Raw genomic sequence first — 15530 nt, 5'->3', positions numbered from 1 at the left:
GAATTTAACAGTGATTTTACAAATAATAATATACCATGATCCTCTATAGCATGCAAGTCATATTTCCCATTTTTTTCATTACGAATCCATCAAAAAAAGCAGGAGCACCCTCGCACCCCCGCTGTTCCCTATCCTGTAGGCTTATCCACATCTCTCAAAAACTGCTTTTCAAATTCAGCGGCTTTAATCGGTTTGCTGAAGAAATAACCCTGAGCCTCGTGACAGTGTTGATTGCGAAGAAAGACCATCTGATCTTCGTTCTCCACGCCCTCAGCTGTGACTTTCAGTTGTAAATGATGCGCCATTGAGGTGATGGTAGATACGATCGCGGCGTTATTGCTGTCCTCCATGACTTCATTGACGAATGAACGGTCAATCTTGAGCCGATCAATCGGCAGATCCTTCAGATAGTGCAACGAGCTGTATCCCGTTCCAAAATCATCAATACTGATATGCACACCAATTTCTTTGATTTTGCGCAACTGTTCGAATGACCGGTCTTTATCAAATGTCATGCTCTCTGTAATCTCCAGTTCAAGCCATACAGGCTCTAGTCCCGTCTCTTTGAGAATGCCATTGATATTGTCCAACAAATGGGAGTGCCTGAATTGTCTCATCGACAGATTCACCGAAACACACAGTTTACGATAACCGGCTTCCTGCCACTGTTTGTTCTGTGTACATGCCTCACGAAGCACCCATTCGCCAAGTGGCACAATGAGCCCACTCTCTTCTGCCAGAGGAATAAATTCCGCCGGAGATACCGAGCCTCGCTGCGGATGCTGCCAACGCACCAAAGCTTCCATGCCAACGATTAGTCCACTTTGCAGATTAACCTGCGGCTGGTAGACCAGGTAGAACTGACCCCGATCCAACGCTTTGCGCAGATCATTCTCAAGCTGCAAACGCTCCTGTGCCTTCATCTGCATCGCATGGGCAAAACGATTCAGTTCCATTCCTTGTTCCTTTGCACTGTGCAAAGCCGTATCTGCATTCTGAATAATCTCCAGTGGTGTCTCCCCATCATGTGGGAAAATGGCCATCCCGATTCCAAGTGTAAGATGATACTCATTGCCATCAACCAAGACGGGCTTCTCAAAAAGCTGCAAAATAGATCTTGTCCGACGCAACGCTGTATCGGTTGAACTAAAATCTGTCATCGTTAATGCAAACTCATCTCTTCCCAATCCAAAGACTTCTTCTCCTGGAAGTGACGAATGTTTCAGTCGTTGACCTACCTGACGCAAAACCCGGTTAGCTGCTTGCTGTCCGAGCGAATCATTAATGGTCTTGAACCGATTAATATTCAGGACCAGTACACCAACAAGCTGTTCCTGCACCACGGCATCATCCATCATTTTTTTCAACCGCTGTGAAAGGCGACGACGGTTTGGAAGTCCCGTTACATCATCATGATGAGCAATATAGTTCATCTTGGCTTCCGCCACCTGCTGTTGCAGGAAAGGCGTGTCCACTACGGACGTATACAGCCCTTTTTGAATGAAAAAATATGCCATACAATTACTCAGCAATCCTAATAACAGATTGAGATCGTTCACCCCAGTTGCTGAAACAAAATAACATTCACCAAAAAAGAAACACAGAATGCCACATAGAATGGTTGGTAGATCAGCATCTTTGGTTTTTTTCCATTGCACAAACATAAGAACCGCAATAATGCCATAGAGCAATCCGACCATAAGATGAACTCGGGTGAAGATACCACCCAGCACTTCCCCGTCAAGCATACTCGGCAACATGCTCCATTCCTGAATAGCCAGTATGTACAAAATAACAAAGGTACCCAATGTCCCACTGAACAGTAAGAATTTGCGTGGTAATGCAATTTCATTCTCATTTAAGGTATACACGAGCAGTAAACCTACTGAACATACCAAAGATTTCATGGTTGACATCATTAAGGAGAACTCCGATTCCATCATGGCTCCATTTGGGATCTCTTCTGCAAATGAAACAATATGAACCAGTTCAAACAGACCAATCAATAAAAAGAGTGTTGTCAATAATGCCCTCCGAAGCGTTAGCTTCTGTGTCCGAAACAACCAGCTTTGATTGTAAATGCCGATACAAGCCGCTACCGCAGCAAATCCACCCAAGAGTGTCAAAACCGGATAACCCGATATGATCAGATCAGAGCTTGAAGAAGAACGAAACCATTGACTTGCGAGGAAACACAATAAGCCGCACACAGCGACCCAACTTATGTTTCTCTGATCTTGCAGATTAACCTTCATGCCGTGTTTTCCTTCCCGGGATCACCTATCCTGAATTACATTAACCAAACTTAAAACTTACTACACGATTCGACAAAAATCATATTAACCAACGTTCAATTCACATGCATACACATGCTATCTGGTACATAATAACATTTAATTTTGTATACGTGAACTAAAAAATAGTTGCTCCTAGGAATATTTATTCATAAATATAGAGAAAAACAAGGCATTAAGAACTAAAAAAACATGGATCTCCAGTTAGAGTCCATGTTTTCCTATTTGGCAACTGTATTTCAGACTATATTACTTATCAAAATTCACTTCTGGTGTTGTTAATTTATCATAGAAATCAACAACCTTATCCTTGTCTTCCGATGAACGAATCGCCATCGCTGAACGTGGATGCTCGTCCAACGCACCTGTAATCATGTAAGGCAGAATGTAACCCCATTCTTCTTTTTCTCTCAGTGGAACCATCAACTGTTCCAATACACCAAGTACTGGACGCAAGTTGTATTTTGTTCCTTTGAGATGAGCTACGAGCAATTCGGTTGGACAGTTTCCTGCCGCACGTCCCATACCATACACAGAAGCATCAAGCAGTTCAACGCCAAGTTCTGCCGCAACCAATGTGTTAGAAAACGCAAGCTGCATATTATTATGTGTGTGAACACCAAGACGCTTGTTAGGCAAGTGAGTCTTGAACTTCTCTACCAGATATTTCACATCATTATGATCCAAGCTGCCGTAGGAGTCTACAATGTAAACAACATCCACAGCGCTTTCTTTGATCAATTCAAATGCTTCCAGCAATTCATTCTCCATAACATTGGAGAGTGCCATAATATTCAGTGTGGTTTCATATCCACGATCATGGAATGTTTGAACCAGTGCAAGTGCCTTGTCTACATCTTTGCTGTAGCAGGCAACCCGGATCAGATCCAGCATGCTCTCACTGCGAGGCAAGATATCATTTTCGTCCACACGACCTACGTCAACCAGTGCAGACAGTTTGGTATTGCCTTTTTGAGGAATAACTTTACGCAGGAAATCATCGTTCAGGAAACGCCATGGTCCTGCTTCCTCGGCACCTTTAAGCAACTTCGGAGAGTTCTTATATCCAATTTCCATATAATCAACGCCAGCTTCATTCAATCCAGCATATAGCTGTTGAACAAAGTCCACGCTAAAGTCCCAATTATTCACCAATCCGCCATCACGGATCGTACAATCTACAATTTTGCAATGATTTGTCTTCATTAATGTCTGCTCCTTTTCTGACCAACTTGTGTATTCCTCTCATGATACTTGAACGTGACAAGAAAAGTAAAGGGATTCCGGACTTATTTACTTCGATAAGATCTCCAGATTCGGTCAATCTCAACCATATCGGAATGATTGGGAGCTTTCTCTCCATAACGAACGGCATTATACGTATCTGGCAGTCTCGCAGACAGCTCATCTTCTTCTACCTTCACACCATTCTGAATAATGGTCTGTGCGGCTTCCAGCGGAGTGTGCGTCCCCTGTATTACCACACCTCGATGAGCAGCTCTTTCAATCCAAGTCCGATAGTAATACTGAACACGTTCAGCATCCTGTGCAGGTGGCGCTTCTTTTTTTCGAAACCAATTCTTTCGGACTTTTGCTGGCGCATCAAGCGTCTCACTGACATCGATATACTCCGTCCGTGGTTCTGCCTTCTTTTCACCTGGTTGTAACATCCCCTTGAATCGATCCATAAGTCTGTTTATCGTTTTTTGTCCCAACCTCAGAAGCAGCCACAGAATTGCTCCTGCTACAGCACACATCACTACCCATCCGAGGATGTTCCAGAAGACTGAGGGCTCGGATGGCGGCTCTCTCCAGTCATTCGGTATATTTAGCGGCTGATTGGGGTTGTCCATTGGTAATCGTGGCTCCTCACCAGAAATCGGACCAAACCATCCCCTGATCCATGCAAGCAAGCGGTCACGTAGCGGCCCCAGCCAGGCAGCCAGACTTGGGAACGCACCAATCGCGACGATAACAATAAACATCCACATGAACCGCTGATGATTCGCACGTGCAAAGTCTCTTAATACCAATCTTCTCTTGCCGTCATTGAGTATTGCCTGATCCAGTTGCAGCATATATCGTCCAACCAGCCAAAAGGCAAAGCTGATCACTCCCGCAATATAGATCCATAGGGTATAGGTTCGTATCGGCTGCATGAATTCCAACGAATTCGAAGCAATCATAAGCACGATCGCACTGATTACACCCATAATCTGCAAGCGCCATAACAACACAGAATGAAAGACGGGCTGGCAGGTCAGACCTGCATAAGCCGAGATGACTCCACACAGTACCAATGTGATGATATCCGGCAACGGGAGAATAAGGCTCATCCCAACAACGAGTGCGAAGAGAAATCCTATGACGAGTGCCGTTACTCCACGAATGAATGTATTCTTCTCGCTAAAACCTGGAATTTTATGCTGAATGAACTGTCCCAACCAACCTACAAGAACAACCAGGATGAATAATGTGAACGGTAAATGTTCCATTGCGTAAAATGAAGCAAGCGTAAATATCGGAAAAAGGTATATGCCAGCCATCAAGACGGCAAGCATTGCTATGAGTCCTTTGGTCGTCGCTACCGGTCTGTTCCTCATGCACTCACCGCCTTCGTATTACCCTTCACGTCCTCCACCGGGAGAATCGTTACACGATGTCCTTGTTCGTGCAGACGTGCAATCTCGTGCTCCATAGCGGCAGATACATAGGATGTAATCAGCAGATAGCTGCGGATTTGCTGTGCTTCTTCATTCAGACGTACTTCATCGTTCAGGAATTGCTCCATGGGCACCATACATTTCAACTCTGTCTCTGCCATAGCTTCCAGTAACCGTTCCAGATGGGGCGTGCCATAATCCGGCTCAATCCGAAGTGTATCGCGGCCTCCACCCACATGATAACCATTATGAGCGAAGCCTGCCGGTAGTCCTCTACCGATGGCATCCACTGCAGCCGTGGCAGCGTAACGCAGAGCCCGTTCAATCTTCTCCGGTCGAGTGACAACACTCCACATATCTGCAGATTCCTGAATGTTGACTACAATCCAGGATTGCGGATCAGCTGTCCATCCCTGCTTGTAGACTTGTAATTCACCTGTACGTGCACTCGCTTTCCAGTGAATACGATTCATAGGGTCGCCTGCACCATAAGGCCGAACACCCAGGATCAAGAAAGGATCTTCAACGATCCATCGTGATACTTCCACTTCTCCCTGCCATACCTGATAAATTGCAGGAAGATCCTCTGCATTCATTAATGAAGGATACACGATCATAGACATTTGCAAAGGAATCGGTTTGGTGGAACGCCACACGCCAAAGAGATCCCCACCTGTCATCGTTGCTGTATTTAATGGATAAATTCCACGCTGAGTACATGTAAAAGGATGCTTGCGCGTAATACGAGTAAACGGTTTTAACGTAAAAATACTCTTATGGTTCTGATAGATCTCGCCTTGACTAATATCCATACCTGAGCCAGAACGAAATACAAACGACACTGGCATCATCGATTCAAGTCTGAGCCACGGTACGGAGACTCGTTTCTCATTTGATATCGTCTCCACCATCTCAAGTTCATCTCCAGCGTAACAACGCAGCTTGCTGAATTGTCTGCTGTACCTGAGTTTTCGCAGTGCAGGTCGTCCAAACCACACACCATGTATAACAACGACAATGCCTCCAACAAGGACAAGCCATAATAATGCCATAAGATTAACGCCCGCTTGTAGCGAGATTCTCCGTAGGCACTTCTGTCTGATTCAGAAGTTCCTGGATGATACGCTCAGCCAAGCCCTCTTGTTGTCTGATGCGGTTACGGAATACCAGTCGGTGGGCCAGCACAGGTTCCGCCAGTACTTTAATATCATCAGGCAAAACAAAGTCTCTGCCATGCAGTGCAGCCCATGCCTGACTTGCCTTGAGTAATGCCTGAGCCCCTCGTGGACTTACGCCAAGCGAGAGCTCTGGATGTTGCCTTGTCGCTTCGGTTAACTGAATGATATATCGTAGCAGATCTTCGTTGATTTGCACTGTTTTATACGTATCCTGCGCCTTCAAAAGTTCTTCACGACTGATCACTGCCGAGAGATCATCAACAGAACGACTGGCTACCGTACGTCTCAAAATTTCTACACTCTCTTCACTGCTTGGATAACCCATACGAATTTTCATCATAAAACGATCCATCTGCGCTTCAGGTAGCGGAAAAGTTCCCTGGTTATCTACAGGATTCTGGGTGGCGATAACGATGAAAGGCCGTTCCAGCTGTCTCGTTGAACCGTCAATACTGATCTGGCGCTCTTCCATACACTCCAGCAAGCTTGATTGTGTACGCGGTGTAGCACGGTTAATCTCATCTGCTAGTACAAGATTGGCAAACAAGGGGCCGGGTCGGAATTCAAAATCCCCTTCTTTTTGATTAAAAAAATGAATCCCTGTTAAGTCAGAGGGCAGCAAGTCCGGTGTAAACTGTATGCGTTGGAATGTGCAGTCCAATGAAGAGGCTACCGATTTGGCAAGCATCGTTTTCCCAGTACCCGGTACATCCTCCAGCAGCACATGTCCTGACGCTATGATGGCTGTCATCACCAGCTCTATCGTATGCTCTTTTCCCACAATCACTTTTCCCACGTGATCCATCAATTGTTGATTCATTCGTTCCATTCCTTGGATTTCCATCTGCATCTCATCCTTCCGTTATGGAGCTTATGTATTCGCATTCATTACTAACTATAACCCTTATTGGCAACATAAAACAAAGGAGTTGGCAAATGGCCAACTCCTTGACTCCCCCGCTTTTCTCAATATACCAAGGGTAACATAATCATAAACCGCGTGCCTTCGCCCTTTTTGCTATCCACAGAGATGGTGCCTCCATGATTCTTGATGATTCGGTAACTCACCGAAAGTCCAAGCCCCGTCCCGCTCTCCTTGGTCGTGAAGAATGGATCAAACAGACGTACAAGCGTGTTATGGTCCATCCCATGACCGTTATCCGCGATGGAGATCTGCACGAACTTGTTTTCCGTGGCGGTAGATATTCGAATTAGACCCGTGTGTTCTTCGCCAACTTCCTCAATGGCATCCATTGCGTTTTTCACCATATTCAAAATAACCTGCTTAATCTGTTTGACATCAATGGACACATTCAGCGGGGCATCCCCTTCATCCAGTACGATCTCGCATCCCTTCATCAACCCTTCGCTTTCGGTCAGCAAGACCACCTCTTTGAGCAAAGAGTCGACGGATATCACGGTCTTCTGTGGAGCTGACGGTTTGGAAGAATTCAAAAATTCGTAGATGATGTCATTCGCCCGATCAATCTCCGTCAGTATGATTCGAGCGTACTCGTCTTTGCCGAGCTGCAGCAAATGGGGCCTGAGCAGTTGGATGAACCCACGGATTGCAGTCAACGGATTACGAATTTCATGAGCAATAGATGCTGAAATTCGCCCCAGCATCGCAAGTTTGTCATTTTGATAAGCGGTCTGTTCAATTTGTTTATAATCAGATACATCCTTGACGCTGAACAAGAAGTCACCATCCATCTGATCACCGTACGTCACAGTAACCAGCCAATGCCTTCCGTATTCATCAATCAACTCATGATAGCGCTTACGGTGAAAAATAGTTTCCCGATAGATACGTAAAATTTTCTTTTTCTTGAATCGGCTCATCTGTGGATGATGCAGCATTTGCATCAGGGTGCAGCCGCTCAACAGACTTCTTGGAAGTTCCAACAACTTTGCCATCTGAACGTTAATAAACGTCAATACACCGTGACTGTCAAACAACATAATACCGCTATCCAGATGTTCCAGTACATTCTCGTACTTGTTGTTATCCAGATGCACAGGCGGGAATCCATCCGTTGGTTGAGGCACTGTATCCTGAAATTCACTAATCATGTCAGGTTCCTCCTTTTCACGTAAATGATAAACTTGCCATTCGGACATCATATCATCACAGAAACAGGAAGGGCCGATTTTATTGTTCATTACCGGTGCCCTTTCGTTGGGGGGCTGAGCCGAAAATATGGATGGCATGGCCGGAACTCTTGCTGGTCTATTCCCGGTAACCAACAGTTGATCCGGAAAATCATATACGTTTGTCCCATTCTGACCTTCTCCTATTCCCAAACACGAACATTTTTTGCTCCGCCTCTTTTGCAAGTCTGTTTTTATCATAGACAAGTTTATAGAAGAGAGTCAATCGGAGAAAGTGTCGAATGGAAATTATTTTAAAAAAAACCTCGAATTAGTTCCAGAATACAGCACAAAAACGAAGCCGTTTCACCCCCATAGGCAAATCAGCTTCGTTTTTAATATCTTTAATTGGTGATATATCCGAGATCATCTATAGTCCGGTCTTATTATGCTGAATTTTCAGTCTGCGCTGACTCATGACAGCTAATCGACGTTTAAGTTCGCTTTCCCACTTCTCGTCTTGGGTTTCCTTCGCGAGCCTGAGCAAATCCAGAGCCATATCAATCTGGCGCTGCACAATGACCATGGCATCCTCACTCTCACGGTTTACACAGTTTTCGAAAATCGCATCTTCATCTTCTGTTACATAATCCTGAAAATCGATCTCGGATGCACCGTCTCCATGCGCATATTCAGCGAGAATTTCATATTCATTTTCCACTTTATAATGCACCTCAACCCGGTGACACACCGGGCAAAACAGCAGGGGAACATTATGAACCTGGGTGCGGTAATGCTTCAGCGTGCCCTTCGTTCCAACCATACTTGCCCCACAACAGTAACTCATTTTTGTTCACCCTCCTTATTCGTGCCGGGACTTTTTTGTTAAAATGCCATCCCGTACACTTCCAGCACTTCCGAAAAGGAATAGTTCCATCAGTGTATCACATTCATGTACAGATTATAAATGCAGAGCACCGGAATATTTACCGGGTTTCCATACCCTATTCGCCTTAAAGGCCATCAATTCCTCTTTCAACAGATAAAAAGAAGACTTTCTTCTAATATATTATTAACACGCTTAGCTGCTTGTTCAAACACTTTTGATTAACTTCGTGATAACTACCGTCAAAAGGGTGCAAAAAGCCCTCAATCCCTAACGGGATGAGGGCTTGAACAAAAACCGTTCAAGTTAATCTGGCTTACAGGTTAGTGTCGCCTGGTTTCCAGTTCATTGCACACAATCCGCCGGATTGCAGTGCTTGCAGTACGCGAAGTGTTTCTTCAACACTACGGCCTACATCATTGTGGTTAACCACTTGATATTTCAATTCGCCTTCTGGATCGATGATGAACAGACCGCGCAATGCTACGCCTTCTTCTTCGATCAGAACGCCGTAATCTTTAGCCACTTGCTTCGTGATGTCAGAAGCCAGCGGGAAGTTCAATTGACCCAGACCATTGCTGTCTACAGGTGTATTGATCCATGCTTTGTGGCTGTGTACAGAGTCTACACTCACGCCAAGGATTTCAGTATCCAAAGCTTTGAATTGCTCGGAAGCAACGCTCAAAGCTGTAATTTCAGTTGGGCACACAAATGTGAAGTCCAAAGGATAAAAGAAGAATACAAGCCATTTGCCACGATAATCGGACAGTTTAACGGAACCAAAGTCTTGTCCGTCTCCCGATACTGTTTCCATTGCGAAATCCGGTGCTGGTCTACCTACCAAACGTTCTGCCATAACTAAAAATTCCTCCTTTGGGATTATGTAAGCATCCTTGCGGATTGCTCATCATCAAGAAAAACGCGTACGCTTTTCCTGTAATTAAAATGATTTGATACTTGATAACAAGTACAAGTAAAATGTTATCATCCGGACTTCCCAAAGTCAAGATTATAAACATTATTTTTTTATAATCATTATAAATAAGGATTTTTCGTGGCAAAAATGATAAAGGAACAGCCCTCTGTACATTCCATAACTGGAAACAAAGGGCTGCCTGTAGTTGGTAATATAATTACGCTTGTTTCTGAATAGCCGCCACGATCAAATCGCCCATTTCGGTTGTGCTGATCGCTGTGCTCTTGTCTACAGCAATATCACTCGTGCGATGTCCTGCGTTCAATACATCCGACACAGCTGCTTCAATGGCATCCGCACCTTCTGCATAACCAAAGGTTGTGCGGAACATCAACGCCAAAGAGAGAATGGTTGCAATTGGATTAGCGAGGCCTTGACCTGCGATATCCGGTGCAGAACCGTGTACCGGCTCATAGAGTCCGAAGCTGCCCTCTCCCAGTGATGCAGATGCGAGCATACCGATGGAACCCGTCAACATCGCTGCTTCATCACTCAAGATATCTCCGAACATGTTTTCCGTTACGATGACATCGAAGCTGGACGGACGACGCAGCAATTGCATCGCGCAGTTGTCTACCAGTACATGCTCCAATTCAACATCCGGATAATCCGGTGCTACCCGGTTCACGACTTCACGCCAGAGACGGGAAGTTTCCAATACGTTGGCTTTGTCTACAGAAGCCAGCTTTTTGCGACGTCCTTGCGCAATTTCGAACGCCTGACGAACGATCCGCTCCACTTCTGTTACATTATATGCACATGTATCCACAGCCTCTTCGCCCTGTGCACTTTCACGTCTGAATTTCTCACCGAAGTAGATCCCACCTGTCAACTCACGTACCACCATCAGATCTGTACCTTCCAGTACTTCAGGCTTCAGCGTTGAAGCATCCTTCAGGCAATCAAATACGACAGCCGGACGCAGGTTGGAGAACAATCCAAGTGCTTTGCGAATACCCAGCAGGCCTGTTTCCGGGCGAAGCTCTTTGCTGTTGTTATCCCATTTTGGACCACCCACCGCTCCAAGCAGGACTGCATCTGCACTTTTACATACGCTCAGTGTTTCTTCAGGAAGAGGTGTACCCTTCTCATCAATCGCAATACCGCCAAACAGCGCATGTTCTGTCTCAAAACGATAACCGAATACTTCCTCCGTACGTTTAAGAACTTTCTCAGCCTCAGCTACGACTTCAGGGCCAATTCCGTCACCTGCAATAACTGCAATTTTTTTTACGTCTGCCATTGGGTTGTCCACTCCTTATATTTCATTCATTATTTATTCATAAAGTAACGTCTCATATTAACTCTCTCTTTTGTATCATATTCCAAGGTCATTTGACCAAGATATACAATCTATGACTTTAATAGATTTTACCTATAAGCTAATAGAGATTAGCCTGCACAAGTTGTTCCTGACCTCCCGGTGGGGTAAAATATAGCTGAATTCAAATCAGGTACGCAGGAGGGATAAGCAACATGCAATATTCGTATTTGGGTAAATCAGGCCTCAAGGTCAGTCGAATCTGTCTCGGTACCATGAATTTTGGGCCTGCTACAGATGAAAAAGAAGCTTTTCGCATTATGGACGCAGCACTTGATGCAGGCGTGAACTTTTTTGATACCGCTAACATCTACGGCTGGGGAGAGAATTCCGGTCTTACCGAAGAAATTATCGGACGCTGGTTCAACCAAGGTGGTGGCAGACGTGAGAAAGTGGTTCTGGCCACCAAAGTCTATGGCTCCATGCATGATGATACAGACGGCCCCAACAACGAAGCTGGCCTCTCCGCCTACAAAATCAGACGGCATCTGGAGGGTTCCCTCCGCCGTTTACAGACGGATCATATCGAGCTATACCAGATGCATCATGTAGACCCAGCCGTATCATGGAATGAACTGTGGGGTGCATTTGAGAATGCCGTTCATCAGGGTAAAATCGGTTATGTAGGATCGAGTAACTTTGCTGCATGGCAGATTGCAATCGCTCAAAGCGAAGCCAAGAATCGTCATTTCCTCGGCCTGGTTTCCGAGCAACATAAATATAGTCTCAACTGTCGTTTGCCTGAGTTGGAAGTACTGCCCGCTGCCAAAGAGCTGGGCCTCGGCGTCATTCCATGGAGTCCACTGGATGGTGGATTACTGGGACGTAATGCTCTGCAGAAGCTGGAAGGAACACGCAGCGGGGGCATCGCTGGACGGATCGAGCAGCAGCAAACTCAGCTTGAAGACTTTGCTGCACTCTGTCGTGATCTCGGTGAACCACAGGATACGGTGGCTTTGGCATGGGTTGCAGCCAATCCGGCAGTGACCGCCCCGATTATCGGACCGCGTACACTGGAGCAGTTTGAGACCGCACTCAAATGTCTGGACGTGACTTTGGATGAAGCTGTGCTCAAACGTCTGGATGAGATTTTCCCGGGTCCAGGTGGACATGCACCTAATGCATACGCGTGGTAATAGTTTGGTAGTGTAAGCCAATTTGAGAGTTAGGCGTGCAACTCGCACTGTGTTTTACTGCCATAATCATATAAATACAAGCAAAAGAGTCTGACCCTCCACAGGAGAGTCAGACTTTTTACGTACCTCACTGAACGTAACAAAGTAAGCCGAACGATCTACTAAATTAATTAAATTAAAAATTAATCATTCTAGCAGCATACATGTGTCTCGGCTTATAGTTCAGTTCAATGAAGGCTGCGTGCTTCTTGCATCGGAGCCTACAGGTTAACGTTTACACGGTTCGTATATGTCTTGCGCTTCTCAATCAATTGATTCAGGCCGTCTACATAGGCACGTGCACTTGCACCCAATATATCTGTGCTTACGCCACGTCCTTGTACCGAAACCTGATTCTGAGTCAGCACAACATGTACTTCACCCAATGCATCCTTACCATGTGTTACCGATTTGATGGAATAGTCAGACAACGTTACGTCTTCCCCGCTTACTTGGTCAATCGCATTGTAGATTGCATCTACCGATCCGTTACCCTCTGCTTGCTTCTCAATTGTATCCCCGTCAAGCGTCGCAATGCGGACTTTGGCTGTTGGTATCGATTCATCTCCGTACGTTACGAAGATGGATTCCAGTTTATACACCTCAGGTGCATCCTGCAATTTCTCTTCAATTAGAGCGAGCAGATCTTCATCAGTCACTTCTTTTTTCTTATCAGCCAGATCTTTGAACTGGGCGAAAGCACGATTCAATGCTTCTTCTTCCAGCTCATATCCCAGATCAATCAACCTTTCACGGAAAGCATGTCGACCAGAATGTTTACCCAGTACAAGTTTGCTTTCCTTCAGACCGATGGACTCTGGAGTCATAATCTCATACGTTGTTTTTTCCTTCAACATGCCATCCTGGTGAATGCCGGATTCATGTGCGAAGGCATTTGCCCCAACAATGGCTTTGTTTCCAGGTACAACCATACCTGTCAAACGGCTAACCAAACGACTGGTCCGTGCAATCTCAGACAACTGCAGCGAAGTTTTCGCCTGGAAAAATTCCTGACGTGTCTCCAGTGCCATAGCAATTTCCTCGATCGCCGTGTTCCCGGCACGTTCACCAATACCATTGATCGTCCCTTCGATCTGATCGGCTCCGTTGAGAATGGCTGCAAGTGTATTCGCGGTCGCCATACCCAAGTCATTATGACAGTGGGCACTCAGCTGTACCTTTTCAATACCGTGTACATTCTCCTTGAGGTGTTTGAAAATGTTGCCGTATTCATATGGGCTCAGGTAACCAACCGTATCCGGAATATTCACAACGGCTGCACCTTCTTCAACAGCCATATTTACCATTTCCACGAGGAAATCATACTCGGTACGACCTGCATCCTCAAGTGAGAATTCAATCTTCGAGAATGTTTTCTTGGCATAACGAATCGCGGAACGAGCTGTATCCAGTACCTGCGCTTTGTCCATGCGCAATTTATGCTGGCGGTGAATGGGTGAAGTTGCCAGGAAAACGTGAATGCACGGGTCCTGTGCACCTTTAAGTGCTTCCTTAACCGCATCAATGTCTTGTTCTCTGGAACGGGACAAGCCAATTACGGTCACATTTTTGACTGCATTTGCTACTGCATTGACAGCTGCCAGGTCACCTGGAGATGCCGCCGGGAAACCCGCTTCCATCCGGTCAATGCCAAGCCGCTCGAGCTGATGGGCAATTTCCACCTTTTCACGAGTGTTCAGATTGACTCCCGGGGATTGCTCTCCATCACGCAGCGTTGTGTCAAACACATAGATTTTACGCACGCTTCGCACCTCCTGTACTTGTTATTATATGTTTCTCTGAACCAGCAATAGCGGCTCACGCATAAGCACGGCCGCTATTCCCAGTTAAAGCTCTAAGTTTACTTGAATACCTTTAAGTGCATGTTCTAGAAGTTAATGCTTACTTCTTGATCCAGTGCATCATCTCACGCAATTGTCCGCCAACCACTTCGATTGGGTGTTCAGCTTCGTTACGACGAGTTGCTGTCAAGAATGCACGTCCGGATTGGTTTTCCAGAATGAAGTCGCGTGCGAATTTACCTTGTTGGATATCCGTCAGCACTTCTTTCATTGCTTTCTTCGTATCTTCAGTTACAACGCGAGGTCCAGTTACATAGTCACCGTACTCAGCTGTGTTACTGATGGAATCACGCATGCTTGAAAGTCCGCCTTCATACATCATGTCAACGATCAGCTTCAGTTCGTGCAGACATTCGAAGTACGCCATTTCAGGAGCGTAACCCGCTTCTGTCAATGTTTCGAATCCAGCTTTTACCAATGCACTCACGCCACCACACAGAACAGCTTGCTCACCGAACAGATCTGTTTCTGTTTCTTCACGGAAGGAAGTTTCGATAACCCCTGCGCGTGTACAACCGATACCTTTAGCATAAGCCAAACCGATTTCTTTTGCTTTACCCGTTGCATCTTGCTCAATCGCGATCAGGCCTGGTACACCAAAACCTTCCACATAAGTACGACGTACCATGTGACCAGGGGACTTAGGAGCTACCAGCAATACATCGCTGTTTTTTGGAGCAACGATTTGACCGAAGTGAACGTTGAAACCGTGTGAGAAGAGCAATGCAGCGCCTTCTTTCAGGTTTGGTTCGATTTCGTTTTTGTATACAGAAGCTTGAGTTTCGTCTGGCAGCAAGATTTGAACTACATCTGCACGGCTTGTTGCTTCAGCCGGGGACAGAACTTCAAATCCATCATTTTTTGCAGTGTCGAAGGATTTACCTTCACGAAGTCCGATGACTACGTTCAATCCACTATCACGAAGGTTTTGAGCTTGGGCGTGGCCCTGGCTACCATAACCGATTACCGCGATCGTTTTTCCTTTCAATACGTTAAGCTCTGCATCCTGTTCATAATAAGTAGTTACTGGCATGTTTATAAGTCCTCCTTTGTATTGTAAAGAACCCTTCATTAATGAGCGGGT

Annotated in this window: 12 protein-coding genes; 1 reads left to right on the top strand and 11 read right to left on the bottom strand. The window is 45.6% G+C overall.

Annotation, left to right across the window (positions count from 1 at the left end):
- Positions 1-128: 128 nt before the first annotated feature.
- From MKY92_RS08755 to leuB, 9 genes are all read right to left on the bottom strand, one after another.
- Positions 129-2255 carry an EAL domain-containing protein gene (locus MKY92_RS08755; protein WP_339300266.1) on the bottom strand — a complete coding sequence of 709 codons (2127 nt, stop codon included), beginning with the start codon at positions 2253-2255 and terminating at the stop codon, positions 129-131.
- A gap of 288 nt (positions 2256-2543) precedes the next feature.
- On the bottom strand, positions 2544-3500 hold the full coding sequence (locus MKY92_RS08750) for an aldolase catalytic domain-containing protein (protein WP_047842252.1): 957 nt from the start codon (positions 3498-3500) through the stop codon (positions 2544-2546).
- Positions 3501-3583: 83 nt separating this feature from the next.
- Positions 3584-4897, bottom strand: coding sequence for a DUF4129 domain-containing protein (locus MKY92_RS08745; protein WP_339300264.1), 1314 nt, complete (start codon positions 4895-4897; stop codon positions 3584-3586).
- Entirely contained in the window at positions 4894-6009 is a 1116-nt protein-coding gene (locus tag MKY92_RS08740) for a DUF58 domain-containing protein (RefSeq protein ID WP_339300262.1), read from the bottom strand. The genes MKY92_RS08745 and MKY92_RS08740 overlap by 4 nt, the downstream gene beginning before the upstream one ends.
- 4 nt (positions 6010-6013) lie before the next feature.
- The gene (locus tag MKY92_RS08735) at positions 6014-6979 is read right to left on the bottom strand and encodes a MoxR family ATPase (RefSeq protein WP_017689647.1); all 966 of its coding nucleotides are present in this window, start codon (positions 6977-6979) and stop codon (positions 6014-6016) included.
- Between the two features lie 122 nt (positions 6980-7101).
- Complete coding sequence (locus tag MKY92_RS08730; RefSeq protein ID WP_338592902.1) at positions 7102-8208, bottom strand: ATP-binding protein; 1107 nt, start codon at positions 8206-8208, stop codon at positions 7102-7104.
- A gap of 448 nt (positions 8209-8656) precedes the next feature.
- Complete coding sequence (locus MKY92_RS08725) at positions 8657-9073, bottom strand: hypothetical protein (RefSeq protein ID WP_221822895.1); 417 nt, start codon at positions 9071-9073, stop codon at positions 8657-8659.
- Between the two features lie 355 nt (positions 9074-9428).
- Complete coding sequence (locus MKY92_RS08720; RefSeq protein ID WP_036610146.1) at positions 9429-9968, bottom strand: peroxiredoxin; 540 nt, start codon at positions 9966-9968, stop codon at positions 9429-9431.
- Positions 9969-10245: 277 nt separating this feature from the next.
- Positions 10246-11331 carry a 3-isopropylmalate dehydrogenase gene (leuB, locus tag MKY92_RS08715; RefSeq protein WP_017689651.1) on the bottom strand — a complete coding sequence of 362 codons (1086 nt, stop codon included), beginning with the start codon at positions 11329-11331 and terminating at the stop codon, positions 10246-10248.
- Positions 11332-11564: 233 nt separating this feature from the next.
- Between leuB and MKY92_RS08710 the strand changes: the two genes are divergently transcribed.
- The gene (locus MKY92_RS08710; RefSeq protein WP_221822893.1) at positions 11565-12545 is read left to right on the top strand and encodes an aldo/keto reductase; all 981 of its coding nucleotides are present in this window, start codon (positions 11565-11567) and stop codon (positions 12543-12545) included.
- A gap of 260 nt (positions 12546-12805) precedes the next feature.
- On the opposite strand, the gene MKY92_RS08705 is transcribed toward MKY92_RS08710, so the two are convergent.
- Together MKY92_RS08705 and ilvC are read right to left on the bottom strand one after the other, a co-directional pair.
- Entirely contained in the window at positions 12806-14347 is a 1542-nt protein-coding gene (locus MKY92_RS08705) for a 2-isopropylmalate synthase (RefSeq protein WP_339300261.1), read from the bottom strand.
- 139 nt (positions 14348-14486) lie between these two features.
- Positions 14487-15479, bottom strand: a complete 993-nt coding sequence (ilvC, locus tag MKY92_RS08700) for a ketol-acid reductoisomerase (protein WP_036669754.1) — start codon at positions 15477-15479, stop codon at positions 14487-14489.
- Positions 15480-15530: the final 51 nt, after the last annotated feature.

Source organism: Paenibacillus sp. FSL R5-0623 (assembly GCF_037974265.1).
Lineage (GTDB): Bacteria > Bacillota > Bacilli > Paenibacillales > Paenibacillaceae > Paenibacillus.
The sequence above is the reverse complement of the archived record's forward strand: the minus strand, read 5'-3'. Positions and strand labels throughout refer to the sequence as shown.

Bases quoted from the DNA above. Each gene is read 5' to 3' on its own strand.
- MKY92_RS08755 (WP_339300266.1), bottom strand. From the start codon at position 2,255: ATGAAGGTTAATCTGCAAGATCAGAGAAACATAAGTTGGGTCGCTGTG.
- MKY92_RS08730 (WP_338592902.1), bottom strand. From the start codon at position 8,208: ATGATTAGTGAATTTCAGGATACAGTGCCTCAACCAACGGATGGATTC.
- MKY92_RS08750 (WP_047842252.1), bottom strand. From the start codon at position 3,500: ATGAAGACAAATCATTGCAAAATTGTAGATTGTACGATCCGTGATGGC.
- MKY92_RS08740 (WP_339300262.1), bottom strand. From the start codon at position 6,009: ATGGCATTATTATGGCTTGTCCTTGTTGGAGGCATTGTCGTTGTTATA.
- MKY92_RS08710 (WP_221822893.1), top strand. From the start codon at position 11,565: ATGCAATATTCGTATTTGGGTAAATCAGGCCTCAAGGTCAGTCGAATC.
- leuB (WP_017689651.1), bottom strand. From the start codon at position 11,331: ATGGCAGACGTAAAAAAAATTGCAGTTATTGCAGGTGACGGAATTGGC.
- MKY92_RS08725 (WP_221822895.1), bottom strand. From the start codon at position 9,073: ATGAGTTACTGTTGTGGGGCAAGTATGGTTGGAACGAAGGGCACGCTG.
- MKY92_RS08745 (WP_339300264.1), bottom strand. From the start codon at position 4,897: ATGAGGAACAGACCGGTAGCGACGACCAAAGGACTCATAGCAATGCTT.
- ilvC (WP_036669754.1), bottom strand. From the start codon at position 15,479: ATGCCAGTAACTACTTATTATGAACAGGATGCAGAGCTTAACGTATTG.
- MKY92_RS08735 (WP_017689647.1), bottom strand. From the start codon at position 6,979: ATGGAAATCCAAGGAATGGAACGAATGAATCAACAATTGATGGATCAC.
- MKY92_RS08720 (WP_036610146.1), bottom strand. From the start codon at position 9,968: ATGGCAGAACGTTTGGTAGGTAGACCAGCACCGGATTTCGCAATGGAA.